Here is a 24948-nt window from a genome sequence, read left to right on the forward strand (position 1 = left end):
AAATAGATTTGCTATACCGTATAGTATATCCGATTTACTTCGAACCGGGTATTTATACCGGCAGGAGCCGTCACCACGAGCAGAGCATGGCCAGTCGCAAGAATGCGATGCTAACTACTGAGGATCGCCGCTGGCTGACGGGCGACAAGGAATACGAGGGTGAACACGCCAAACAGCAGCGCTATCAGCGTCGCAAGGATATCCGTGAACGCGTCTGGAACTCTGTTCTCGACTTCACGATCCTCTTCGAGCATCTCGACGATGACCAGTGCGAAGCGATCTTCGAACTGTTGGCCGCCGAGGGGACTTCGAAGACTGGCGAGCGCGAGTCCTTCGCGAACGGGGTTCGAGACGCGCTCGCGTTCTTCCTCTACAACGTCGGTGTCACTGGACTCATGCGTGATGCGACGTCACCAGCCAAGGGTGGGGCAGCTGCCGAGCAGTTCGTCACCGACGCGCTTACTCGAGCGGGACGGAAAGACGACTTACTCGTCAACCAGGTCCATCTCGATATCGAAGCGACGCCCGCGTCACTGTCCGACATTCTCGCCGACCTCGAGGCCGGGGAGGAACTCTCTGCCGGTGAACTCCAGTACCTCATCGAGAGCGGGACTGTCGACGTCACTGAACTCCAAGGCTGTATTCGTGACCAGCTCTTCGCGGAGGACACTGATGAGTAGGTCCAGAGTCGCCGTCGAGTCTCTCGACCGAGCAGCGCCTGAACGATACGTATTGACCACGGATTCGACGGTTGACCGGAGTTACACGGAAAGATGACTATCAGAACGCAACGCGACATGTTCGAGCGGGAACTGCAGAAACTGTATCATGCCGAGGTGGAGATCCTCGATCTGCACGGCGATCTCTCGGAGGCGGCGGCCAGCGAGGAGATCAGCGACCTCTTTCGGGGGCACAAAGAGGACACGGTCGCCCAGATCCACCGTATCGAATCGATCTTCGAGTTGATCGGCGAAGAGCCCACCGAGCGGGGGAGTCCGATCATGGAGGGGTTGCTCGCCGAGAAAGACGAGTTCGTCGCCGAGGTCGCGGACGACGACCTCCGCGACCTCGACGCAATTAGTATTGGTATGATCAACGAACGGCTCGAAATCACGCTCCTCGATCGGTTGATCCTCTTGGCTCGGGAACTCGACCTGCCTGAGGAAGTCGTCCAGCAGTTCACTGAGAATCGAGACGAGGCGCAGGCGGCGCTCGACCGGATGCAGACGTTCGTCGCCGAGACTCGTTCGAGTGGCTGACGTCTACTCTTTCTTTTCCGCACCTTCGTCGACGGTGATCGTCAGATCGCCGGTCTCGTAGTCAGCCTCGAACTGAACGTCGAACACCTCCGATTCGTAGGCGGCGTGGTAGGCACGGTGGCGTTCGAGCGAGCCAGTCGCCTTGAAGTGGAAGAACGCAGCAGCGGTGTACGGGTTGCTCTGGGTTTCGATCTGTGTTTCAACTGAGGCTGGGAGCGCGATCTGTGGCGTGTCGGTGTCGATACTCGCTGCGAACGCCTTCGCCTCCTCGACAGTCGCTTGCGGATGCGCTGGTGTCTCGCCAGTCAGCACGTTCACTGGCGTCTCTGTGTCGTCTGTGAACAGGACGTCTTCGAAGGTCTGTGTCCCGAGAACCGCGTCGGGGCCCAACTCGCAGTCGTGGAACGGATCGTCGGATAGTTCTTCAGTCATGGAATCATGAGCCCACGAGGGCTCAGTCCTTCCAGCCCTCGAAAAACAGCAGCTGCCTCGAAGCAGGTTGTCCTACGAGTGGATGAACAACAGCTACCCCTCAATTGGCTCGAGGGACCTGAGGTCAGCGTGGAAGACCTCTCCGTCGCGAACGACGTACCGCTTTGCCAGGACCGGGAAGCGACATTTCGTGAACCCAGCTGTCTGGATGTCGAGTACCTCGTCTAGTTCGAGATAGTCGGCAAGCGTCCGGAGGAACTCGTGGGTCACGATGCCGCCGTCGTAGTCCGGAAGACCGTCCTCCCGGGCTTTGTATACCTCGAAATCATCGTCGCCCCAGATGGTGAGCTCGCCGTCTTCAGTGACCTCCCAGTTGAGCGTCCCGAAGCAGTGGCTCTCGCAGAGCTCGCGGACTGTTTGTGCGTCCGATACGATTGCGCCGGTCGACGTCGTCGCTGCTTGGAGTGTTGCCATAGATTGTATTCGGGGGCGTTCTCCTACCCCGCACCCCCTCTAGGGGGATAACGAACGTATCCTGAGATGAACTGGGAAGAAGTACTGTTCGACGGTCGTGTCGTCAGGAGTCTACGTGGACGCCGGCGTCCTCCGTGGCAGCTGGTCGAGTGAGGAGACTCACCTGCTCCAAGAGCGTCACCGCTGTGTCGATTCGCTCCCAATCAGCGGAATCCAATTGCTCGACATCGATATCGTTGAGATTACTGAGCGCGCGGTGCAGCCGGTACCCCGGTGTATCTCGCGGATCCATTTGGACGCCTCCGCCGCTTTGCGGTGACGAAAAACGTAGGCGGGCAGATAGTAGGATATCTCCGAGACGATCCTAGACTGGTCTTCAGTTAACCAACGATACCAGATCTTCATTTCGGTGGTCTTTCCGGGCTACAACGCGACATCCGCTCCAGATGCGATTATCGGCTGGTCGAAGATACTTCAGCAGGGGTCTTGCTGTCGCATTACCGGTGAAAAGACCAACGACCGTTGGTTAAGCCCGACATCTAGCCTACCGCCCCCCTTCAGGCTCCGGCCCGTATCGAGGAGTTCCACACACCTGACACTCCCACATCGGCTGCCCGGCCCACTCGTCGTCAGGAACAGGTTCGAATTCGTCGAATCGATGTTCGGTCTCTCGATTGCACTTCCGACACTCGAAGTGATCTCTGTTCGGGCTCGCGTATCGGGGGCTCCCGGTACTGGCGTCGGTGACGGATCGTTGGAGTGCAATCGCTGGCACCAGCCAGATATCGTCGTCTGCGTCCTCGAAAAGGGTTGCAAGACGCTCCTCGTCGCGAATCCCACTCCCGCTTTCGTCGTAGAGAAACGTCGCGTGCTCGCCGTCGTGACGCGACTGGGTCGAGTCTCGCCACGTCGTCCGCTCATGAGCCGTCGCGAGCAGCTGTTCGCCGCACTCCGTTGAAACCCGTGTCGCCGAGGGGAGCGCGGGCCACTGGTCGGCAAGCTGCGCTGCTGGCTTCTCGTTGAGGTCGTAGATGAGCTGGCAGTCGTCGACCGCAGAGTTGGACCCCGGTTTCGCGAGGAGAGAGGCCGCAGCAGATCCCTTTGCCACGGCGCCGTAGAACGTCGACGACTTGACGAGGACGTGAATGACGTGGAAGAGATCACACTCCGAATCAGGGGTGTCCGGGTCATCGACGACTGCATCGAGATATGGTTCGATAGGCAGAACCGGCACTTCGTCTGGCCAGCGGGGATCGACGCCCCACAGGAGGCACACTCGGCCGGCGTTACTGCCGTGTCGTCTGGATAGCCTGCGTCGACTGTACCTGTTCGTTGACGTTGGGGTTCCCCGTCGGTACCGCTGGAGAGGGTATTGTCGGGAATCTGCGTCGCTTCGCCGAGCGGCCGGAGCTCTTCGTGATCAGCATCTTGTCTGGACATCTGTGGTCGTGAACTGTGTTGCTCCGGTTTCGCGTTTAAATATTCACTGCACTCCACTGCTCTGGTTGAGTATATAAGCTCGAGAATTACCGGACGTTCCGGCAAGACTAGTATTTATACCCCCTACCGGATTCCGGTTAGATATATAAGTATAGCGAGCTACCTAGGTAGTATGCTCCTTGAGCCGCCCGCGCGTGAACGCGGATTCAAGAAGGAGCGACTGCATCGCGTCCTCTGTACTCACCCCACGGGTGATCTGAGCACGTACGAAGTGGCCAAGCGTGCAGACGTCTCTCAGTCGTGGGGCTACGACTACCTCGGTCAGCTCGAAGCGGCTGGTCTCATCGACAATACGAGGGTAGTCGATCCAACGGCCCTCTACGAGCACTGGCGCAAAACACGGGTCCCGCCAAACGATCTCAGCGTGTCGCTCCAGCAGCCACGCGACCAGCTTCAGGAGACCGGACTCGAGTACGCCCTCACGACGTACGAAGCCGAGAACATCCACCAGGGATTTCTCTTCGTCTCCGAGACGGCCTTATACGTGAAGCCCGACGATATCGAACAGTGGCTTACGTTCATCGAACAGCGAGGATTGATTGGAGGTGGGAACACGGAATTCCGGGTGACCGACGAGTACGTCTTCTACAACACCCAGACGATTGACGGTGTTCGGACGGTATCGATCCCACAAGTGATTGTTGACCTCCTCGACGAGGACGGCCCTGCTGTCGAGGCTGCCCATCGCCTGATCGAGAGGTATCACAATGAGTAGCGGCGACCGAAGCCAGTACGTCGACGCGGTGACCAAGCTATCCGAGCGGGAACTGCAGGATATCGCCGCGCCCGCGAACCCACCAGTGTGTCTGCTTGGCGGGTGGGCCGTCCACCTGCACGTTACAGGAGGATTCCAGGATGTCTATGATCGGCCCTACATCGGGTCGCGCGATATCGACCTCGGCATCCATATCAAGCCGGACTGGACGACCGAGGAGCTACCCATGACGCCGGTCGCAACGACGCTTCAGCAGATCGAAGACGAACTCGGCTATACCCGGGGTCGGTTCGGCTTCTATCAACAGTTTCATCGGGAAACCGGAGAGCGCTTGAGTGACGAGGCAGCGAAAGACCACCCCCCACATAACATCTTTCGCGTCGATATCGACATCATCCCCGACACCACCGCACTGGATGCGTTCCACGATGTCTTTGGCTTCAGGCCGCCCGCAGAACCATTGCTCGAACCCGCATTTACGGCTAGACGGGCGGAGGCACTCAATGACTACGTCTCCTGGGACGCACCTACGGCGGTTCTCATTGCCGCCCCGGAGCTGCTCGCAGCGATGAAAGTCCGTGCTTTTCCCCAGCGGGATAAGAGCCACAAGCGCTTGAAGGACCTCACTGATCTGCACGCGCTCCTCTGGTACGTCACCGAGTACGACGAGATAACGGAGGCCGTCCACACCCATCTGAGCGACGACGATATCACGGCCTTTCGAGACGTGACAACAGATGAGGTATACGACCGCGCAGCGCGGCTCATCGGCGTCGATACATCCCTTCTCAGTCAGTCGATTGAACGCCTCTTTGTGTAGCTAATGGCTGAGTTATCTCACTCGCCGATAGAGTGCTGGTCTGCTCCGTTTGTTCGAGGAGTTCGTCAGGTGTATTTCGGTGGGTTCGCACCGTCACCGGCGACGAGTCCGCGATGTCGGCGATTGTCGACTGGCTGAGTCCCAACCATTTCCCCGGCCGGCTTTATTCATATCTCATGGACACCGTCTCGAGGTTGTGGCTACGTGCGCAGCGAAGCGAGCACGTAGCGGAGGGTGGGGTGGCGGGGCTTGGGCCGGTCCGGCTCATAGCAAAAAAGAAGGCCGCGACGATAGCCTACGCTTCCCACCACCGACCGCGCTCAGGGAAGTACACGGTGCTCCACCCGGTCAGGGCCACGGAGACACGCCCATTGTACCAGTTCTTCGCCGCTCCGTGAATCCGCACGCGCTCGCCCTCTTCGATCCACGGAGCATCCGACGCCTTCCAGCTCGTCAGTTTTGTACGACCGCTCTCGTCCTCGATGAGCCCAACTTGAGCGATGCTCGGACTGGAAGGTTCCCACAGCTGGGTCACAGTCCCTTCGATGCTCACCTCTTTGCGATCGACGTCCTCGAGCGTCCCGATGGGAACCACCTGTCCCGGCGCCGTCTCTAGTTCTTCGAACACCCCGACGACCGCACTCATCAGGTCTTTCCCACCGACGACGGCTTCACCCAGTCGCCGACCAATCGCCGCTCGCGACCAGCCATCCAGCTTCTCGGCCAACCGCATCGATTGCTTGTTCACCGCCGCCAGCTGTTCTTGCGCGAGTTCTGCACGAGGATCGTCTCGCTCTGGGTCCGCCATCGGATTCACGCTTGCCGCCCGCTGCTGGAACTCAGCACGCCGCTCAGCGCTCCGCTTCGCCGCGATATCTCGCGTCCGCCTCTCCCGACCGTCTTGCGCCCCCAGCTCTGCCTGGGCACTGATGCGCTCCAGTTCAGCCTCCCGCGCCCGAATGCGCTCTTCCTGTTCGAGGGTCGCACCGTAGATCCGCTCGTCACTCGTGTCGACCATCCCGTCCGGGTGGTTGGCATCGACCTTCGCCTGCACCTCCATCTGCACCGTCGCCTGAAACTCTGGGGTCTCGTCGACGACCTCGAAGCCGTCTTCGTCGACCGCCGCTTCGTCCGCTGTTTCGAATACCTGTTCATCAACCGAAACCTCATTACTGAAGACGTTCTTACTCGACATTGGTACTCACTTGATCCTGGGTACCGCGAAGGCGCTCACTCGGCGTCTTCTTCCGACACCACGACTCTCCAGCCGTGGCTGTCCACAACGACCAACTCAACCATCTGCGCGCTCTCGCTCGCGCCTTCGCGAGCGCCCCTGGGGCGCGAGCGAGAGCGCGCCATAGGGAGGCCACCCAACCAGCACCGCGCGCCGACCCGCCCGGAGCGAGCGGCCAGCGGGATATGCCCGCTCGTGTCCGGCCCGATGCGCGGGTCCGTGTCCAGGGCGACAGTCGCCCTGGAACGCGAAAGCCCGCAAGGGGCGCAACCGACGGGGATACCCGCTGGCGTCGAGGGCACATTCATTTTAGCCCGGAACGGGCGCGGGCGGTGCGGAGAGCGCCCGCAGGCCCGGAATGGTCGGTCGCGAGCGAAGCGAGGCGCTCGCGCCTCGAAAGCGAACGGCGACTGGAAGGAGCCGTGAGCAAGCGGAGGGCGGAAGCGGCGAGCGGGGCGGGCCGTAGAGAAACACCGTTCAACCACTCTCGACGCTCAGTAACACAGTCGATATCCTGGTGGACTCAGAAAGGGCGAGGCCGCCTCGGTCGTCCCCCGACCCCGCCAAGCACCGAGTGAAACGAGGCGCGCAGCGTGGTCTTCGTGAGCGCAGCGAACGAAGGCAGGGAAGTCGCAGCCCGCCCAACGGAGTGAGCAGGACCGTCTTCCCGTGGTCGCGGGATGCCGAGCGGCCGAGGGCTTTCATCCGTTATATCCACGTCCTCGACTGAGCTAGTCGAGTGTTGCAAAATACCGAAGTTATTTATATATTAGTTCGCTAGTATGCAACAGTATGCTCACAGAAGGCGAGGTTCGCGCCCTCACTGCCCTCCACGGTGAGCAGACGGTCTCTGACCTCGCAACGAATCTCGATCGGAGTCTCAGCTACACCTCAGAACTCGTTGACCGGCTCGAAACGGCTGGCCTCGTCGAGACACGTCGACAGGGCAAAACAAAGCAGCTTCGACTGTCGGACGCAAAGGCACTCGAGTTACTCACGGACCTCATGCAGCAGTATTCACACATCGACTGGCCGGAGCTGTTGTCAGGGGCAGCCCTCCGTGTGTGCTACTACCTCGATACCCCACGGACCGCGACTGATCTCGCACGCCGCGCCGACGTCCACCGAAGTACCGTCCACCGGGCGCTTGCCCCGCTTCAACATCGCGGAATCATCTACCAAATCGACACCGGTGCGTACGCACTGAATGACGGCTTCGAACAGCTGAGTGCATTCGCTCGTGAGCTTGCCCATCACGCCCACCGCCAGACTATCGAAGAGCAGGCCGACACGTACACGATCCTCTGGGAATCTCTCGAGGAGTTCCTTGTGCAGACGACGACTGAGATCACCGACGACCACTTCATTCCGACAGGGCCAGACCAATTCCAACAATACGGCCTACTACTCTTGGCACGTGACCGTCGGTACTACCTCTATTCGGAGACGTTGGATGACCTCTCCCCGGAGACACTGTGCTGCCACATGCTCGTGATCGATTCGGGCGCACGAGCCCAGTCATACTGTCTGCTCTTGCTCAGTCACGTCGACATCGACCGCGACGAGCTACGAACACAAGCCGTGAAGTACGGCGTCGATGATGTCGTCGACGAACTCTGTACGTATCTCGACACCAGCGGTGACCAGCGAACGTCTCGACTTCCGGAATGGGAGGACTTCCAGGAATTGGCCGACGAGTACGGGGTGACAGTATGAGAGGATGGCTTCCTCTCCGTACTGATCGACGATCTCGGCCATGGCCTCGTCGAAATGCGCATCCTGATGGTCCTTGGGGGTTCTGCGCTCGCTTGCCCACGAGTTCGCATCCTTTCATCGACCGACGCAAGAGCCGGGATCTCCGTCTGCTCTCGGATGGCATTGAGTGTATCAGAGTTCGGCATTCGGTCTGCATGTCTTTGGCAGTCCGACGGTGTTATCGGTTTTTCTGGTGCGAGTAGTAGTCACACGATTCAGCGGGAGCAGGCGCATTCATGCCGCAATGAGGCGAAATTCAGAATATATCGGTGGACGGCTTCGGCAAGCGATAGCATCGCGTCGGCTTGCTCGGCACTGGCGACCGTCTCACGATAGTACACCTCGGCTCGGTTCCGCTTCCAGAGTTGGGTCAGGCGATCGGCAAACGCCTCGCTAAATAGATTCACCGCCCCGCCTTGCTGGTACACCGCTGTATGTTCATAGCGTAAATCCTCCCCAGAGGCGTGTCCGCGATGGAGGAGATAGAACTGAATACTGCGCTCGACAGCGACGAACGATGCCTCGATCACCACTGTGTAGTAGCCGTTCTGCTCACGGAGCGTCCGCGCTGCTTTGAGGAGTCGACAGGCCTTCCGTAGCTGGACGAGGGCGGCGTCAGAGACATCTAAATCGGATTCGCCTGTTTGCCCGCGGGTCTCCTGAAAGGCTGCCTCGGCGTCGATGAGTGCATCGTCGACGTAGCTATTGTCCATTCGTGAGCACCTCCTCTTTGAGCTGCGTGAGCGTTTCGGAGGTTTTGAGCGTCAGGCCCGTAGCGAAGATCTCGCGCAGTCGATTCCCGTAGCGGTGTGCGCTCTCGACGGATTCGACGAGGACGTGGAATTTGTAGCGGTCACCATCGAAGGCTTCCTCGTTCAGCTCCGATGTAATTTCGTGGGCGGTTTGCTGGGCTGTCGCCTGGGTGCCGTCCACGAGCACGAAGCAATCGATATCGCTTCGCCGGTCGGCGTCCCCTCGGGCAACACTGCCAAAGAGGACGATTCCGTGGATCTCCTCTATCTGGTCAGTTAACCTTCTCACGAGCTCTCGGACGGGGACGTGAAATTCGTCCTGTGGGATCTGAATGATCGGATCGTCGGGTTTGCTAAGTCGGCTACGATTGATACGAACGAGTTTTTTCCGCCCGGCGTGCTCAACTTCGACGAAGTCAATTGCTTCGAGATCGTCGATGGCTGACGAAATACTTCGATGGGGGTGATTCGTCGCTCTGCTCAAATCCCGAATTCCGAACGCAGTATAGGGATTGTCGACGAGTACTGCAAGAATTTCCCCCGTAGACTTGTGTCTAAAGAGGGTGGTAGGAGGGACGGGGATCGGCAGCTCGAGTGATGTGCCCTTCTGGATACTTTGACTGCCCATGGGCATTTTTACTCCCCAGTAGTTAAATAGGCTACGGCAACGATGAGTCTGCACCCGTCGCAGGCAGGGTGAGCAAGCTTTCAGGATCTAGTCCGGCTTGGATCACACAGTCAACACAGGCTGGATGCGAAACCCGCTTGTCCTCATCCCAGGTAACGTCTTCTGCACGCTCTGACCCGGGAACGCATCAGAGAACCCATATCCTGAAAGCGTCTGCTGCATCATTCGTCTACTCTGCCAGCATCGCAGGCAGTCGACCAGCCGCGATGAAAGACAGCGAGCTGTCGAATCGAGTCGAACGCCTCGCCACTCGGTTCGTGAACGAGGACTCGCTGCTCGGCGACCGCCGTCACGACACCGTCGTCGACGAGGTCACTCACGAGTTGTCGTGCGGTCGTCTCGTCGACGTCCGCCGTCGACACTCGGGCTGCATCCCGATCCTGTGCGAGGAGTTCGGTTTCATGCCGCTCGTGATCGGCTGCCGTGTCGTCGAGTATGTCTGGATCGGTCATATGAATTCACGCTCCGGCACGCTCGCAGGCGCGCCTCGCGCCTTTCGGCGCCGACAAACCCTCCTGTCGCTAGCCCGTGGGAAACTGGTACACTCCACAGACGAGGACGACCCCCCCGCGCGAGAGGACGCCATCGCCTATCTCATAAAGCCGGGCAACAAGTGTGTCGACGCGCGAGCGCACATCGAGCAGTTGCCCCTGAAGGGCTATCTCTACGATGCCGATGGACGTTCACCACTCATCGGCGCTCCCCCACCAAGCCCGGGTCTGTTGGCGCTCCCCACCTGAATCTATCTTCGTGTGCTGACCGCTGGCCGCGACCAGCAACGGGGCGTCGATGAGACGTATCGTCGAACATGTTTGCAGTCGACCGCTCGCAGAGCGGCCCATCCATTCGTGCCGCCCGAGAGACGTTACCGAGCGGCGCTACCAGTTGTTCAAGAATCTGATAGACAGGCTGGCGTCGCGGCTTCCGTATCGGAGAGCGAAATATAGCTCCTGGGTGGGTATTCTCTGTCGGAAATTTTTGGACAGGCTGTATTAGAGCTATAGTCACTAAGGCTGTAATCTTATTAGTGCTGCATAGGATCGCTATATTGGATCTGATAAATTGGACACCGGCTCGCCCGTGTTCGAGCAAATCGATGCCGAGATCTCCGAGGACCAGGCGAAACTCCTCGCAACGATCCACGCTGCTGAGGAAGGCATACCGACTGGCCGATTGCGAGAGGCGGTCTCGATCCCCTCCGGAAGCATGCACTACCACCTCACCCGTCTCGAAGACTGGGATCTCGTCGATGTCGTCGGTCGTCAAGAGGAGGGCGGCGGCTCGCCCTCGAAGGTATGGGAGACGACTGAGCGGGGCGCCATCTACCTCGAACGGCCCGGTCGCACCGCTCCGACGACGTTCCAGGATCTGCTCACGCACATCGACGATCTCGAACGCGACCTCGACCGTGGCGATGATACAGATAGAACGTCTCGAAGGAGGGCGAGATATAAACCGGCACTTTGTCTACGACGCCAGGATCGATGCGCCACCGGATCGACACTCGCCCCCTGCCTCGGTCTGCTGGTCCAACTATCCTTAAACAGCGAGAGAATCCCATCATCGTCATGATCGTCTGGCGGGTTGACGTCCGCGCGCTCGCGGGTATAACGTAAATTCGATTCGTCTGAATCTGCGATCCCAGCTCTGTGAAATATAATAGACATTTTAGCATATGTTTTTAAATATATTTATGTTGCGATAATACTCATATACCGTCGACTAAATATCGTGTGCATGTCCGGCACTCCGAACGGAAACGAGGATCGTCGTAGAGAATCGACCTCCACCACCTGGCTCGACCGGCGGAACGTCCTGAGCGGGTTCGCTGGATTGCTCGCTGCCGCTGCATACACCGTAGAGGTCCCTGAATCGGTATCTGCGACGATCTCGAACGAGACCGATACCGATATACAGACTGTCGCTTCTCCCGACGGGAGCATTCGAGTAACGCTCGATGTCTCTACTGGCGTACCCGCGTACACTGTCTCGTTCGACGGGACCGAGTACGTCAAATCCTCGGCGCTGGGCTTCGATTTCCGGAATCAACCACCGTTCGGCGCTACAGCGGACGGTGCCAGCGGTACGAGGATTACGGTCACGGGAAGCGAGACCGGTGTCGCAACCGAGACGTGGGAGCCGGTGTGGGGTCAGTATGCCACCGTTTCGGAGGACTACGCGTTTCTCCGCGTCGGGTTGGCTGAGACGAGTGCGCCGGGGCGGACAGCGAACGTGGAGTTTCGCGTGTTCGACGACGGAGTGGGGTTCCGATTCGTCCTCGGCGACGATTTCGCCAGTAACAGCGGACGCACCGTCATCGCCTCGGAGAATACCCAGTTCAACTTCGCCGACGACTACACGGCCTGGTGGATCGACAACGAGTTCGTCAATCCCCGGTTCGAGCAGGAGTACAGGGAGACGAAGCTCAGCGACGTCGAGTCCGGAACCCGAACCGCCCGTCCGAACGGTAACACCATTCGAAACGGTGCGCACACCCCGTTCACCGTCAAAGCCGGCGAGGACGCGTATCTGAGCGTCCACGAGGCGGACCTTACGGATTACGCCACGATGTCGCTCGCCCCCCGATCCGACGACGGTGGGACGGACTTCGCGGCGGAACTCGCACCGCTTCCCGACGGGACGAAGGTGTCGACCGAACCGCCGACAGTGACCCCCTGGCGGACGATACAGCTTACGGACAGCCCAGGCGAACTCGTAGAATCGTCACTGATTCCGCTTCTCAACGACGAACTGAACGAGTCGGTGCTCCCGACCGTCGACGGCGAACCCGACACGGGCTGGATTACGCCCCGCAAGTACGTCGGCATCTGGTGGACGATGATCGCGGGGAACGCCAACTGGGAGTACAAGTCCGACACAGAGATCGAGGCGAACGGGAACGATCCGGCAGGGTACATCCACGGTGCCCGCACCGAACGGATGAAGCGGTACATGCGGTTCGCCAGCGAGAACTGCATCGAGAGCGTGCTCGTCGAAGGATGGAATCAGGGCTGGAACAGCTTCCCCGGGTCGGGGGTGACGATGGACTTCGACCGGTCGTATCCCGACTTCGATCTGACCGAGGTCACCGACTACGGGCAGTCACTCGCTCCGACTGTCGAGATGACCGCCCACAACGAGACAGCCGGGAACCTCGTCACCTACGAGGAGCAGATCCTGAACGACGATATCTTTCAGTACTACGAGGACAACGGTATCCGCAGTATCAAGAACGGATACGTCAACGACGACGGACTGGGTCACACGGGGGACGGCGGAACGGCGACCACCAGCCAACACAGCCAGATCGCGGTCAACCACCACGAACTGGTCGCCCGAAAGGCGGCGGCGAATCGCCAGTTGCTCGAGCGCCACGAGGCCGACAAGCCGACCGGGAAGCGCCGTACGTATCCGAACCTGACGTCCACCGAGACGGTCAAGGCACAGGAATACGACGGCTTCGGTGCGCTCGCCTCCGACGTCAGCCCGGCCCACCACGTCACCCTGCCGTTCACCCGGATGCTGGCCGGTCCGGCGAGCTACCAGCCGGGTATCTTCGACATCACCTTCAACGACGATACCGGCGGGCGGATCCAGACGACGCGGGCCAAACAGCTCGCGATGTACCCGAACTACAACGCCGGGCTGCAGATGGTCGCCGATCGCATCGAGGCCTACGTAAACCCGGAACTGGAGATCGGTGAACTCCTGCAGGCGGCCGCCGGAGACCTGGACGGGTTCGTCACCGCCGACGAGTGGCGCAACGCGTTCGGGACGAACTACGTCGCAGTCGACCCGAACCGAGTGCCGTCCGGATCGTCGGTCTCGTGGACGGTCACGGACGTCCCGTCGGATGGGGCGTACGACCTGCACCTGCGCTACGCCAGTGCGCCCGAAGAGAACGCGACTCGAGTCGTCGAAGCTGGCGAGCCACGGGCCACGCTCCGGGTGAACGACTCGACCGAGACGATCACGCCGCCGTTCACGCGGTACTGGGACGACTGGCGAGTGTTCACGACGCGGGTCGAACTCACCGAAGGTGAGAACAGCATCGCCGTCGAACTGCACTACGACGACTCCGGGGAGACGTTCACCGGCGACGTCGGCGGGTTCAATCTCAACACGATAGCGGTCACCGAGAGCGGGGCGGAGTCGCCGGTGCCAGCCGAGTACGAGGGATACACCCCGGAGAACGAGAACTTCGAGACGGAGCCTGAATTCGATTTTCTACGGAAGGTTCCCGCGGGCGGCTGGGAGGACACGGTCGTCGTCGAGGCCGAAATCGGCGAGCACATCGTTACCGCCCGGCGAAAGGGCGAGGAGTGGTACGTCGGCGCGATGACCGACGGCGACGGTCGCGCCGTCGATGTGCCGCTCGAGTTCCTCAATCCGGGAAAGAACGGTACGCGGGCACGGGGCCCGAAGTACGTCGCCGAGATCTACTCGGACGGGAGCGACACCCGTTTCGACGAGAACCCGACCGACGTGCGGATGGACGAGCTGATCGTCGATCCGAGTACGACGATCCTCGCCTCGATGGCCGCCAGCGGCGGCCAGGCGATTCGGCTACGACCCGTGAGCGGTACAGATATGCGGGTGTTACCGACCTACGAGCCGCCCGAGCAGGAGTACGTCTCCTTCGAGGCACCGGAGGTCGCGGTCGCCGGGGAGCCGATCACCGTCACGATCACGGGGGTGAACTCCGGGTCGGTCGTCGGCGGAGATACCCTGCGCGTCTTCGTCGATGGCGAGGACGTCGGTGCCGCGTTCGTCCGGTTGGCCCCCGGCGAGAGCGAGAGCACCGTCCAGTTCGAACTCCCCGTCCTCTCGTCCGGCGAGCACGAAATACGAATCGGACGGTCGCTGGACGAAGCGCTCCCCGCGCAGACGATACGGGTGCTTCCGGTGCTGTCACTCTCGCCGACCTGGTCGTTCCACAGAGGCGACGACGCGGCCTGGGCGGCACCCGACTACGACGACAGCGACTGGGAACGGGTCGAACTCCCCGCGAGCTGGGAGGACCACTCGGAGTACACGGAGGATCAGGTCTTCGGCTGGTATCGAAAAACGATCACCGTTCCGAATTCCTGGGAGGACTACGAGGAGGACCTACTCCTGCCGGTGGGCAAGATCGACGACGTCGACCGGACGTTCGTCAACGGGGAGGCGGTCGGCCAATCGGGGAGTTTCCCCGACGACGGCTTCAGCACCGCCTGGCAGGTACCGAGAGAGTACTCGGTGCCGGCCGAGATCGTCAACTACGGGGGTGAAAACGTCATCGCGATCAGGGTCTACGACGAGTTCGGCGGCGGCGGCCTCTACGCGGGACCGATCGGTCCCGTCCGGCCGGATTACGACACCGCCTGAGCTGGATCGCTCGATACGTCCCCAGGCAACCGATGGACGCTATACTGGCGTCTGTCCGATCGAGATTCGCGGTGTGACTCGGTAATCCCACGCACGCTCCCCTGTTTGGTAAGGGTAACGCGGCCAGGGGACATCGGAGCGGGTTCTAACGGAAACGCGGTGTCGATTCCCGGAGAGCGGGGTCGTGCATCGTTGCGTCGGCCGCTGCGTCTCCACTGGAGGACTCGGTCGAAATTCTAGCCCGTTTTGGCGTTGCAGTATATCAGTCCGATAATGGCTGAGATTCCCGATTCGCTGCAGTCGTTGTTCGAAACCACGCTCGAAGCGCACGACGATCGCTACGTCATCCCGATCCCTGCGGACCTCGTCGAGAACGGCTCGCTCTCCGTCGACGACTCGTACCGCGTTGCACTCCTTCCAGCCGCGGCCACCGCTATCTAAACGGGATCAACGACCGCGACAGAATGGGATGTGACCGAGACTACCTCATCCTCGTCGCATGGGCACCCAGCCGGGCGACCAGGTGAGGGTGGAGATCACGGACGTGAAGGAGACGGTGGCGTTCGCCGAGCCAGTGGGTGATGCCACTGTTCGCTAACGGGGACAGATCGAAAGTGATTTCATACGCTCAAAATGCGAGTCGACCGCTTCCACACTTCGTGTATGGGCAGTCGGTCGAGCGTCCGCGAGTGGTTCAGACAATTCACGCAATACTATGACTTTCAACGACCGTATCACTCGCTCAACGGACGATCCCGGTCAAGGAGGTCGTTAACTACCCAGTACCGTATAGCTTCAACTGTCTAAACCTTTACAGCGCCTATCCCGGCGACGTAGCCACCCATTATTACGGAAAGTCAAGGAGAAAGCCCCATGCTTCAGCGCGGGGATGAATCCGACAACGCCGCCACAACCGCCGGTATTAAGCCCCCAGACAGCGTATCCGTGGGCAAGCACAACGGGCAAACACTGGCGGTTGGATTGGGGTCCGCCCGGACGACGAAGGCCACCACACCGTTCCCGCAAGGGCGTCACCGAGGCCGTGGCGACACGGCAGGCAAAAAGCGCCCCTCGCTCGATTGTGCCTGCCCACCGTGGCACGAAGGGCAGGCAGGCCGATGGCACGGCCCGTGCCCGGACGCGGGGAACCCTGCGACCGGGGGCATCCCGTCCGTCTCGGAGAGACGGACGGGATGCCCGGTGCAAGCGGGTACCGCGTCTGAATGGACGCCGAATACGCCACACCCCTCGCGGGGCCGACGTATCGCGCACACACCCGGTATCGCCTCGCCGGACCCCGTTCGGCAGGCGAGACGTTGCCGACGGGGACGCACGACCGGCGTGCTGTCCCACGGAGGAATCCTCGCCCTTCAGGGCCGGGAGGATGTCAAAAACCCGCATACCGTAGCGCGGTTCAGAGCGTGTAAGGCCAAACGAACAAATCAGAGGGAGCTATGACACTCCTCAGAGACCTCCCGATCATCCCAGATCCCTCTAAGAAGTGGCTCAATGCCCGCCAGCGCGTAGACTACAGGGAGCACCGGGAGGACCTCCTTGAGTGGCTCTGCGTGTTCGGGAAGGATCCAGAACACGCGGAGGGCTACTCCCATGCCACGGTCAAGAACACTGCCTACCGGACCGATCAGTTCTATCGGTGGGTCTGGGAGCGGGAGGGATACACAACGGACCTCATCCGGAACCACGCGGACCGCTATCTCCGGGAGTTGGCGGGGCAGGACACTAGTACATCCCACAAAGCCAAATGCGTCAAGGCCCTAAAGCGCCTGTTCAAATGGCGCGTCCACGAGAAGGGAGGAGAACCATGGAAGCCACAACTCACCTTCTCCGATGCAGGGAACGCCACTCAACCGCGGGACTTCCTCACTAAAGCAGAGCGCTCACGGATCAGGGAGGCGGCCCTGAAGTACGGCTCCATCCCCTCATACAACAGCCTCACCACCGATGTACACCATCTAGTGATGTAACATGTTTCTTGAGTAGCACTCATGCCGATGGGTCTTGTTCTCATGATGTGAATACCGAAGAAAACGTAGCCATGGGGGTCTGCCAGAGATGCGGCAAAGCGCGGGCAGTACGGATCCGAACTGATGGGACGATAGCCTCCATGCGCCCGAATCGTAGGTGCCCGTGTGGGAGTAAGGAGTTCAGAGTCGTCTCCGAGGACACGCCTCGGTAGAGCCGTAGTGGAAAGGAGAGAGGGGAAGCCAGTTCCATCGTGGGGATGGAGCGTGGCGGAGACATGTTCGGAAGACACTCGGCGGGAGGGGATGAGCAGTCACCCTCTACCAACAGACTAGGTAATGGGTAGACAGATCTATTGCATGTGAGGTAGTAGCAGAGATGGAGGCCTATCAACAGTGGACCGTGCATGAAGTGGCCTCCTCTTTGTTGAGCATCCTCAGAGCCCCGCGATTGCGTCCTCCCGCGTTCCGTGTCTCCCGAGGGGTATCTCCCCTCCAATAGGCGCTGGGTGTGTGAGATCTGATCGTAGACCTATTTGCTTGATGCCCCCTTCATCTGATAGCAATAGCCTCTCCCGCTTCGACACCTTTGCACTGATTGTAATGCCAATCTGACGATGTGTTTATATCTGGGTGATACCTCCAGGACTGCGTGGTCCCTGAGAGTCGGAGAGAAATAGCAGTATGTACTGACTGCGGACGTTCCCGAGTTGTATTGACGCAGGATGACGGAAAGCATCATCCCCTCACAGAGAACGGAGTCTGTGAGTGCGGCTCAGACGAGTTTGAGTTGGTAGGGTGGGAAGATGTGGATGCCCCTGCCGAGGAAGAGTAACGGTCTACTACCTTTGGACCTGCTCCCATTGGAGCCCGCTGAGACGCTCCAGTTTGCCTCCTGGACAATTTCGTCCCTTTCTAGGAGAAATCTTCCCTCGGATGGCGCTCCGATGCAGTACGGGGCATTCTGAAGAGCCAGTTAGCTCAGGAAGGAGATACTCGTCCTGAGAGGAACAGTCAAGGTACTCCCCACCAGGGATACCACCATGGACCCCAGGATGCTCGGCATCCTCCTCGGCATCCTCACGCTGATAGCGGTGAACATCGGCGGGTGGCTCCTGAGTGTCAACGGAGCCGTCGTTACGATCCTGGCGCTGTTCAGTGCCGTCCGCCAGCGTGAGAGAGAACGTGATGCGGAAGGGGAACTCCCCGCCCCGTCGGGGACAAGGGTGCGGCATCGGACGCAACGCTCCAACTCGGGGTATGGCTCACTCATCGGCCCACCTCCCGGAGTCCGAGAGTGATGCCCGTCGTCCCACCAGACCACGGAGAGCCGCTCTGAGCGCGTCCACCACATCCTCCGTCCCCTTCACGGGAGTAGAGGAGGGAGACCGGAGGGCGGGCCAGGTGAGGGTCATTGCTCCCCCCCGGGGAAGCTCTCCAGCGGCCACATGAACTCCTTCGTCTTGAGGATCAACTCTTTACGTCCTCGGGGACCCGTGGCAAGCACTCCAAGCCCAAGCGCGGCCAGTTGCTCCAGCCGGGTAATGGCGGTCGGGGTGCTCACCCCCGTGAGGTCCTTCACGTCCTCGGCGTAGAAGACAAGCGGGTGGTCCCTGGCCGGGGCGGGGTCCAACAGGGCCTCGACCAGCGGACGGCGGTCCAGGGGGACCGTAGTGGGGACTACCAGCCCCAGTAGCTCCACGTCCTCCATCGTCACCCGCTCCCGACCGTAGAGCAGGGCGTGCCCTCGGGCCAGGTCCCGGAGCATCTCATGGGCCCGGTTAAAGCCTCCTCTGGAAGCGTGCCACGCATCTCCTTCCTTCCGGAGGGGAGCCCGGGCATGGCGGACGAGTTGAGTGAGGCGGTATAGCGCCCGGGCGGCCTCCTCATCCATCCCCTCCTCCCAGGCCACTCTTTGCGCCCCACCGTGGTACTCCCAGAGGTCTCTAAGGTACGCCCGAGTGGCCTCTTGAGCCGCCGCTACCTTCTCTCCGTACTCCAATCCTCCGCCCTGCATGAGGGCCGCTACGGCGGCCTCCTCATCTACCTCCCCACCCTGCATCGTCACCGTGACGGATCGGTGACCCACGTGACTCATAGCACTCCGAGAGGCCCCGGAGAGGGGCGTGTTCTCAGAGGAGAGAGGGCTATCTGAGGAGGAAGGGCGCGTGGGGGTGGCCGCAATTTTAATGTCCTGCAATCCTACCGATTGGATAGGCAAAGAAGGGGTGAGGGCAGGGGCACTTGAAAGTTGAGATAGTTGATATGAAGGGTCAGAGGTCTCTCGTGTGCTTCCTCATCTATCTCGGGAAGGAGGTCAGAGACGTTCTCGTGACCTCAACCACAGATGGGGGTTGGCTGATACCACTGGGGAAGTTGTCGTGGGCCCATAGGGCACTCCGTAGAGAGAGGGGAGCGCCGAGGGAGAAAGGGATGAGTGGCATGATAGCTATTGGCCTTGTCCGAACCACGGGTAGTTGTAGCTTCTCTCAGAGAGGGGAAGTCACAGGCGGGGGTGCTGGCTTCATGCTAAGAGGACGCTCTCTTCCCCACAAAGCGCCTCACTGATGAAGTAGCGGCTGGGACGGTCTGGCCTACGGGATAGAGCCGTGACAGTACACAGTGTCCGCCTGAAGACACGTACTTGAACTACTTGAGAGGGGGTGCCGTTCTGTGACCCCCGAGGCCCTTCTTCAAGAGTGGGAAGCAGGCATGCGTCCCGCGCGGGTGCTTGTCCTCCGCCAGGACCTCATGGCCGTTACGAGGATGTGGCTTCCAGACCGCCATACCTAACTGGAGGCGTACATGGCCCATATGAGGGGCCAGGTGACCCGGAAACTCCGGGACCCCGCCAAGGAGTAGGCCGCGTAGCTCTCGTTCAAGGGTAACCCAAGATAGATCCACCATACACAGTCATGGAACAATCATCATGCTCGGTTACTTACGCATCTGTGCCTTTGAGGAATGCACGATCATGCCTGAGCCGTCTCTCACCTGCCAGCACACTATAGAGTCCGAGTCATCACTGAGTACCGCCGTTATAGAAGCGGTATCTGAGGCTTCAGATACAGCCTCTCGGGATCTCCCACCGCTTCATGAGGTGGTTGATCCTGACGCTCTAAACGATTTGTTCAAACCCCAGCTGGATGGAGAGTCACGAACAGATGGAGAAGTGAGCTTCGTCTACGACGGGTATGAGGTAGTCGTGGAACAAGAGACCGTAGAGGTCTGGGACGCCGAAGCCAACACTTCGGGGTAGTATCCGAGAGATAGTGAGGGTACCACTCACTGACAAGGACAGTCACACATCTCCTTCGGGAAGTCATCCACCGGCTGGATGAGGTCCAGTAGTGGCTGAAGGTCGTCTACTTTGTCCGCCAGCACGACATCTCCATGTCGTTTGTCGTACTCAATGACATTCACGGCGGCCAACTTGGGTAAGTGGCAGTGGGACAACTGTATACAGATCTGCTGATGTACCTCCTCTGATGGCCCTCCTGCTGCCGACTCTTGCCACGTGCCGATCTGCGCGGCAAGCTTATCTTGTGTCAGTGACTCGTCAGCCTCTATAAGACAGTAGAGGATGGCACGCCGGTATGGATGAGAGAGCAAGTTCAATGCATTCTCAAGGTCCATTGTTGGGTTCCAGTCACTCATTGTCCCACCTTGAGTAGAAGTGTACGGAAGGAAGTCACAAAGGGTCCTTGGTTGCACATTGCACCCGTTCATTACCGGGAGGATATAAGTGTCAATCAGGAAGTAATCGGTATCACCAGCCGCCAGAGGAGGCACATGGAGACACTCATTCTACGCTGAACTTCCACAGGGACTCACTCTGATTGTGTGGTGGGCCTCCCGGTGGCTCTCGGGTGGGTAGAGATAGATGTTCAACCAATAGGCCACATCCGTTAAGGGACCAGTACCAGAGTACGTTATTGATATGGGATAGCAAGGGAGATGAACCGGGGAGTACTACTACTTCAAATGCCCTCCAAGGACCACGATACGTTCATTCTCCGCTATGACGTGGAGCCCGGGATGCGCATAAGTACCGCCGTTGTTGAGGCTCTGACATTGGTTGATGACTCTCCCATAGTTGATCTCCCCCCATTGACCGACGCTGTAGATCCAGATGCACTGAACACGCTCAGTGAGTCTTCGGGCTTCGGGCGCTTCTCATTCATCTATAACGGATACGAGGTAACGATAGAAGGTGGAGAGACGGTGATCATTACCCGAGGAGCCTCAGACGCCGATACCACAGAGTAGACAGTCTATCGGCTGACCAACCTATTGGCAGAAGTCCTCAATGGCCTCATGAGTGGCCTCAGCGTCTCCTCAGCGGCCCCCACGGCCGTCTTGAGGGCTTCACCGTCGTCCGAGAGCACTACTTCCCCTGTCTCCCGGTTGTGATCCACGATCCCATGCTGGCCCAGCTTCGGGAGGTGACAGTGATACAACGAGATGTGCATGTCCTGGATGCGCCCCGTCTGATCACGCGCTCTCCACGAGTCCCGCGACCCGAAGGTATACTCCGTGAGAGACCATCGTCGTTCCCATGCGCGTCGCAGCCTTCACCGGATTTACCGGACCCGACGACGTCACCGTATTGGACCGAGAGGATCCCACGCCGAGTGCCGGCGAGGCCGTGATCGACGTCGAGGCGTGCTCGATCAACCGCCACGACCTGTGGATCCTCGAAGGCGACTCCGCGATGGTCGGCACCGACGAACTGCCGTTCGTCTCCGGACTCGACGTCGCCGGCACCGTCAGCGCGGTCGGCGGGGACGACGCGCCGGTCGCAGCCGGTGATCGGGTCGTGCTCTGTCCGAACCAGACGTGTGGCGTCTGCCGTTACTGCCGCGAGGGGCCGGAGAACCTGTGTGAACGCTACAGCCTCTTTCACGGTGGCCTCGCGGAACGCGCACTCGTCGACGTAGATCGCTTAGTTCCCCTCCCCGACGCGGTGGACGCGACGATCGCGGCGGCGATCCCCACGGCGTACATGACGGCCTACCACATGCTCCGACGCGCCGAGACCGCACCGGGCGACCTCGTGTTCGTCCCGGGAGCGACCGGCGGCGTCGGCGTCGCCGCCGTCCAACTGATCGATACGCTCGGCGCGCGTTCCGTGGGGACGACGACCTCGTCGGCAAAGGCGGCGCGATTGCGGGATCTCGGCGCAGGTCACGTGATCGAAGCGGGCGATCCTGAGGAGATCGCGATGGCCCTGGGGGAGCTCAGCGCGCCTGACGCCGTGCTCAACCATCTCGGCGGGGAATTCACCGAACTAGGGCTCGACGTGCTGCGTCGTGGCGGGCGAATGGTGATCTGTGGACGAACTGCGGGCGATCGATCGGCCTTCGACGTCCCACAGCTGTTTCTCTCTCACCAGCGGATCATCGGGAGTACGATGGGCACCCAGGACGACCTCGAACGCCTGGTTCGGCTGATCGCGGCGGGGGCGTTCGAGCCGCCGGTGGACGCGACCTATCCGCTCGAGGAAACGGGCACGGCGTTCGCGGACATGCAACGGCGCGACGCCTTCGGGAAGCTGGTTATCCAACCCTGACTGACGGCCCTCGGGCGTGTCGCATCGCACGATCCCCTCGGCGCGTGTAGTGACCCGATTCATCCAAGATACGTAGAGAACGAACACCGAGCGAATCAAGCCGGATTCTTCGGCGCGCTCTCGCCACCACCTCCCGAAACTCGTCGCAACGATGACCGAGAACGGCGTTCTTGGCGCCTCGGTCTTTCACCACTTGTCTTCTCGGTGGGGACGCACCGTAGGTTGTCCCCTGCCAGCTCGGTCGAGGAGACAGCCGTTGAGCGACCCGGGCCCGTCGATCGCCGAGTCTGTGCTCACTCGAGGTCGACCATTCCATCGTCGAGCAGGTCACCGAGGACCTCGCGAGCGTGGCCCTTCGGCGTAACGTCCGTGTAGACAGCATAGACCTCTCCGTCAACGACGACGAACGTCGTCCGCTCGGTCTCGCCACTCGCTCGCCGTTCGACATCGAACGCCGCCGCGATTTCGCCATCTGGGTCTGCGAGTAGGTCGAAGCCAATGTCGTGGCGCTCGACGAACGCAGCGTGCGAATCGACATCGTCGGCCGACACTCCGTAGACCGAGACTCCTGCATCGCGATACGTCCCCTGTTCCTTCGTAAACTCCGTCGCCTCCGTCGTACATCCCGGCGTGTCGTCCGCGGGATAGAAGTAGACGACCGTCGGCTCGTCGAACGCCACGGTGAGTTGCGTGCCGTGCTGATTGGGTGCCGAGACCTGCGGCGCGGGATCGCCTGGCTCGAGTGGCATAGCTCCCAGTACACGTGGCGTATGGAAAACCGTTCGTCCGGGCGAGTACCACCGACGATCCCGACGGAGTGAGGCGGTCGGTCGATTGATGTCGCTTCACCAGTGGGGGATTCTGCGTCCGGCGGCAGGGAGTGTCTATCTGAGTATCCGACAAAATTGGCACGAATCGACCCGCAGCCTATCCGCTCCGCGGTTAGTGGGTGTGAGTATCCACCGATGGTAGCAGGGTGTATCAACAGTAAAAGGAACGTTGAGTCAGAGCTAATATAGCCATCGAGTGACCGATCAGCCTCACCGAACAGTGAAGTCGGGTTCGTGGATCTCTTCGGTATACGTAACGAGGAGGTTCACGAGCTCCTGTTTCGTATGAGAGACCATGAAATGGGTTCGGATCTCTCCAGACACCTCGTCTTTGCAGACGGGACATTCGAGTTGCAGTCGGGTGGCTTTCATGGCGAATCGATCGACAATACGTGCACGATCGGCAAAACGAGAGCGGCAGCAGGAGCAAGTCACGTGTATACCTCTACCCCGTTGATCACTATCCTGCGATTCGAGCGTACACTCGCCTGCCACCTGCCGTAAATACTCGGAGTCACTCGATAGCTTGTGCTCACTGTGCAGCATCTAGCGGCAGTACGTGGCCATTCTCTCGGACGAGTCAGTGGTCGGGAGATCTCCCACGGCGATGCTTGGACACGACACCACGGTTGTTATCGGAGCGGCGATCGTAGCCTGGGGATGTGACCACGCGCGCTCGCCAGCTCGGATTATTCGTTCTCGCTGGGATCCTCTTCGGAGGCACGTTCGTCGCCGTTCGCGCAGGCCTCGCCTACTTCCCACCGCTCACATTTGTGGCCCTCCGCTTCGATATCGCGGGCGCACTCCTCCTCGCGTACGTCATCCTCGCTCGTGATGACTGGCGCCCGCGGACTCGCCGTGACATCACAGCAATCCTCATCACCGGGATTCCCGCCCTCGGCCTGAGCAACGCACTGTTGTTCGTCGGGCAGCAGTACACCACGAGTGCAGTGGCGGCGATCGTCTTCAGTCTCGCCCCTGTCCTGACACCCCTCTTCGCCGTCGCATTGCTGAGCGACGAATCGCTCTCGCTCCGTGGCGCTGGCGGCCTTCTTGTAGGCCTCTGCGGCGTCGGCCTCGTCGTCCAGCCCCAGCCAACCCGCCTACTCGCTGGCGGCGCGACTGGCCAGCTCATCTTGCTCTGTGGAGCGGTGAGCGTCGCCCTCGGTTCGGTCCTCATCCGGCGTGCCGACGCCACCCTCCCGAGCGTCGTGGTCACCGCCTGGGCCCTCCCGCTCGGCGGCGTCACGTTGCATCTCGCGAGTCTCGCTGCCGGGGAATCGCTCGGGGCTGTCCAGTGGACGCCTGGCGCCATCGTCGCCCTTGGCTACGTGAGCGTATTTGCTGGCGCGATTGCCTACACCGCGTACTTCGAGTTACTCGCTGAGGCGGGAGCGATCCAGACGAATCTCATCAACTACTTCATTCCCGTGGTAACGACGGTCCTTGGCTGGGCGCTGCTCGACGAGACGATCACCCTCGCGACCATCGCTGGCTTCCTCGTCATCTTCGCCGGATTCGCACTGCTGAAGGCTCGAACGCTCACACAGCATTTGCATCACTGAGCG

At 60.4% G+C, this 24948-nt stretch carries 26 protein-coding genes and 3 pseudogenes; 16 read left to right on the forward strand and 13 right to left on the reverse strand.

The features are described from left to right. Positions 1–86: 86 nt before the first annotated feature. Together NKI68_RS00095 and NKI68_RS00100 are read left to right on the forward strand one after the other, a co-directional pair. Positions 87–680, forward strand: coding sequence for a DUF8102 family protein (locus tag NKI68_RS00095; protein ID WP_254544642.1), 594 nt, complete (start codon positions 87–89; stop codon positions 678–680). A gap of 93 nt (positions 681–773) precedes the next feature. Beyond that, positions 774–1259, forward strand: a complete 486-nt coding sequence (locus tag NKI68_RS00100; RefSeq protein ID WP_254544644.1) for a DUF892 family protein — start codon at positions 774–776, stop codon at positions 1257–1259. A gap of 3 nt (positions 1260–1262) precedes the next feature. On the opposite strand, the gene NKI68_RS00105 is transcribed toward NKI68_RS00100, so the two are convergent. The 4 genes and pseudogenes from NKI68_RS00105 to NKI68_RS00120 form a co-directional block, all read right to left on the reverse strand. Further along, on the reverse strand, positions 1263–1691 hold the full coding sequence (locus NKI68_RS00105) for a DUF8025 family protein (RefSeq protein ID WP_254544646.1): 429 nt from the start codon (positions 1689–1691) through the stop codon (positions 1263–1265). A gap of 93 nt (positions 1692–1784) precedes the next feature. Beyond that, positions 1785–2165 carry a hypothetical protein gene (locus NKI68_RS00110; RefSeq protein WP_254544647.1) on the reverse strand — a complete coding sequence of 127 codons (381 nt, stop codon included), beginning with the start codon at positions 2163–2165 and terminating at the stop codon, positions 1785–1787. Between the two features lie 103 nt (positions 2166–2268). Then, positions 2269–2457 carry a DUF8012 family protein gene (locus tag NKI68_RS23695; protein WP_254544648.1) on the reverse strand — a complete coding sequence of 63 codons (189 nt, stop codon included), beginning with the start codon at positions 2455–2457 and terminating at the stop codon, positions 2269–2271. Between the two features lie 252 nt (positions 2458–2709). Beyond that, positions 2710–3605 (reverse strand): annotated as a pseudogene (locus tag NKI68_RS00120) (biosurfactant protein 1). A gap of 172 nt (positions 3606–3777) precedes the next feature. On the opposite strand from NKI68_RS00120, the gene NKI68_RS00125 reads away from it, so the two are divergent. Further along, complete coding sequence (locus NKI68_RS00125; protein ID WP_254544650.1) at positions 3778–4380, forward strand: hypothetical protein; 603 nt, start codon at positions 3778–3780, stop codon at positions 4378–4380. Then, positions 4373–5200 (forward strand): nucleotidyl transferase AbiEii/AbiGii toxin family protein, encoded by an 828-nt coding sequence (locus NKI68_RS00130; RefSeq protein WP_254544651.1) that lies wholly within the window; start codon positions 4373–4375, stop codon positions 5198–5200. The genes NKI68_RS00125 and NKI68_RS00130 overlap by 8 nt, the downstream gene beginning before the upstream one ends. A 295-nt stretch (positions 5201–5495) precedes the next feature. Here NKI68_RS00130 and NKI68_RS00135 read toward each other — a convergent pair whose 3' ends face one another. Continuing rightward, a complete protein-coding gene (locus NKI68_RS00135; RefSeq protein WP_254544653.1) occupies positions 5496–6395 on the reverse strand; it encodes a DNA-binding protein in 900 nt (299 codons plus the stop codon). Positions 6396–7226: 831 nt separating this feature from the next. Between NKI68_RS00135 and NKI68_RS00140 the strand changes: the two genes are divergently transcribed. Further along, positions 7227–8150, forward strand: a complete 924-nt coding sequence (locus tag NKI68_RS00140) for an ArsR family transcriptional regulator (RefSeq protein ID WP_254544654.1) — start codon at positions 7227–7229, stop codon at positions 8148–8150. Between the two features lie 254 nt (positions 8151–8404). Here the strand turns inward: NKI68_RS00140 and NKI68_RS00145 are convergent, their stop codons facing one another. From NKI68_RS00145 to NKI68_RS00155, 4 genes and pseudogenes are all read right to left on the reverse strand, one after another. After that, positions 8405–8902 carry a DUF8154 family protein gene (locus NKI68_RS00145; protein WP_254544656.1) on the reverse strand — a complete coding sequence of 166 codons (498 nt, stop codon included), beginning with the start codon at positions 8900–8902 and terminating at the stop codon, positions 8405–8407. Next, the gene (locus NKI68_RS00150; RefSeq protein ID WP_254544657.1) at positions 8892–9569 is read right to left on the reverse strand and encodes a nucleotidyltransferase domain-containing protein; all 678 of its coding nucleotides are present in this window, start codon (positions 9567–9569) and stop codon (positions 8892–8894) included. The genes NKI68_RS00145 and NKI68_RS00150 overlap by 11 nt, the downstream gene beginning before the upstream one ends. 31 nt (positions 9570–9600) lie before the next feature. Continuing rightward, positions 9601–9702: pseudogene (locus tag NKI68_RS23875) on the reverse strand (hypothetical protein); the annotation flags it as partial. A gap of 88 nt (positions 9703–9790) precedes the next feature. Further along, positions 9791–10081, reverse strand: a complete 291-nt coding sequence (locus NKI68_RS00155; protein ID WP_254544659.1) for a DUF8069 family protein — start codon at positions 10079–10081, stop codon at positions 9791–9793. 628 nt (positions 10082–10709) lie between these two features. Between NKI68_RS00155 and NKI68_RS00160 the strand changes: the two genes are divergently transcribed. The 7 genes and pseudogenes from NKI68_RS00160 (at position 10710) to NKI68_RS00190 (ending at position 18279) form a co-directional block, all read left to right on the forward strand. Next, a complete protein-coding gene (locus tag NKI68_RS00160) occupies positions 10710–11201 on the forward strand; it encodes a helix-turn-helix domain-containing protein (protein ID WP_254544660.1) in 492 nt (163 codons plus the stop codon). 165 nt (positions 11202–11366) lie between these two features. Next, entirely contained in the window at positions 11367–14996 is a 3630-nt protein-coding gene (locus NKI68_RS00165) for a glycoside hydrolase family 97 N-terminal domain-containing protein (RefSeq protein WP_438267789.1), read from the forward strand. A 273-nt stretch (positions 14997–15269) separates the two neighbouring features. Then, positions 15270–15437 carry a hypothetical protein gene (locus tag NKI68_RS00170; RefSeq protein WP_254544662.1) on the forward strand — a complete coding sequence of 56 codons (168 nt, stop codon included), beginning with the start codon at positions 15270–15272 and terminating at the stop codon, positions 15435–15437. 58 nt (positions 15438–15495) lie between these two features. Further along, positions 15496–15594, forward strand: coding sequence for a TRAM domain-containing protein (locus NKI68_RS00175; RefSeq protein WP_254544664.1), 99 nt, complete (start codon positions 15496–15498; stop codon positions 15592–15594). Positions 15595–15614: 20 nt separating this feature from the next. Next, positions 15615–15803 (forward strand): annotated as a pseudogene (locus NKI68_RS00180) (hypothetical protein); the annotation flags it as partial. Positions 15804–16450: 647 nt separating this feature from the next. Then, positions 16451–16981, forward strand: coding sequence for a site-specific integrase (locus NKI68_RS00185; protein WP_254544665.1), 531 nt, complete (start codon positions 16451–16453; stop codon positions 16979–16981). Positions 16982–18021: 1040 nt separating this feature from the next. Further along, a complete protein-coding gene (locus NKI68_RS00190; RefSeq protein WP_254544666.1) occupies positions 18022–18279 on the forward strand; it encodes a hypothetical protein in 258 nt (85 codons plus the stop codon). 110 nt (positions 18280–18389) lie between these two features. Here the strand turns inward: NKI68_RS00190 and NKI68_RS00195 are convergent, their stop codons facing one another. Then, on the reverse strand, positions 18390–19046 hold the full coding sequence (locus NKI68_RS00195) for a hypothetical protein (RefSeq protein WP_254544668.1): 657 nt from the start codon (positions 19044–19046) through the stop codon (positions 18390–18392). Between the two features lie 861 nt (positions 19047–19907). On the opposite strand from NKI68_RS00195, the gene ddfA reads away from it, so the two are divergent. Next, positions 19908–20237, forward strand: a complete 330-nt coding sequence (ddfA, locus tag NKI68_RS00200; RefSeq protein WP_254544670.1) for a DdfA family disk-determining factor — start codon at positions 19908–19910, stop codon at positions 20235–20237. 26 nt (positions 20238–20263) lie between these two features. Here ddfA and NKI68_RS00205 read toward each other — a convergent pair whose 3' ends face one another. Next, positions 20264–20635 carry a DUF7344 domain-containing protein gene (locus tag NKI68_RS00205; protein WP_254544671.1) on the reverse strand — a complete coding sequence of 124 codons (372 nt, stop codon included), beginning with the start codon at positions 20633–20635 and terminating at the stop codon, positions 20264–20266. Positions 20636–20962: 327 nt separating this feature from the next. Between NKI68_RS00205 and NKI68_RS00210 the strand changes: the two genes are divergently transcribed. Beyond that, positions 20963–21247: a HalOD1 output domain-containing protein gene (locus NKI68_RS00210; RefSeq protein ID WP_254544672.1), complete on the forward strand. Its 285-nt coding sequence runs from the start codon at positions 20963–20965 to the stop codon at positions 21245–21247. Positions 21248–21252: 5 nt separating this feature from the next. Here NKI68_RS00210 and NKI68_RS23880 read toward each other — a convergent pair whose 3' ends face one another. Beyond that, positions 21253–21549, reverse strand: a complete 297-nt coding sequence (locus NKI68_RS23880; RefSeq protein ID WP_438267804.1) for a DUF7344 domain-containing protein — start codon at positions 21547–21549, stop codon at positions 21253–21255. On the opposite strand from NKI68_RS23880, the gene NKI68_RS00215 reads away from it, so the two are divergent. Continuing rightward, positions 21537–22550, forward strand: coding sequence for an alcohol dehydrogenase catalytic domain-containing protein (locus NKI68_RS00215; RefSeq protein WP_254544673.1), 1014 nt, complete (start codon positions 21537–21539; stop codon positions 22548–22550). The genes NKI68_RS23880 and NKI68_RS00215 overlap by 13 nt on opposite strands. A 293-nt stretch (positions 22551–22843) precedes the next feature. Here the strand turns inward: NKI68_RS00215 and NKI68_RS00220 are convergent, their stop codons facing one another. Then, entirely contained in the window at positions 22844–23299 is a 456-nt protein-coding gene (locus NKI68_RS00220; RefSeq protein ID WP_254544675.1) for a peroxiredoxin, read from the reverse strand. Positions 23300–24042: 743 nt separating this feature from the next. On the opposite strand from NKI68_RS00220, the gene NKI68_RS00225 reads away from it, so the two are divergent. Beyond that, positions 24043–24945: a DMT family transporter gene (locus NKI68_RS00225; RefSeq protein WP_254544676.1), complete on the forward strand. Its 903-nt coding sequence runs from the start codon at positions 24043–24045 to the stop codon at positions 24943–24945. The last annotated feature ends 3 nt before the right edge of the window (positions 24946–24948 follow it).

This window comes from Halomarina pelagica (assembly GCF_024228315.1).
Lineage (GTDB): Archaea > Halobacteriota > Halobacteria > Halobacteriales > Haloarculaceae > Halomarina > Halomarina pelagica.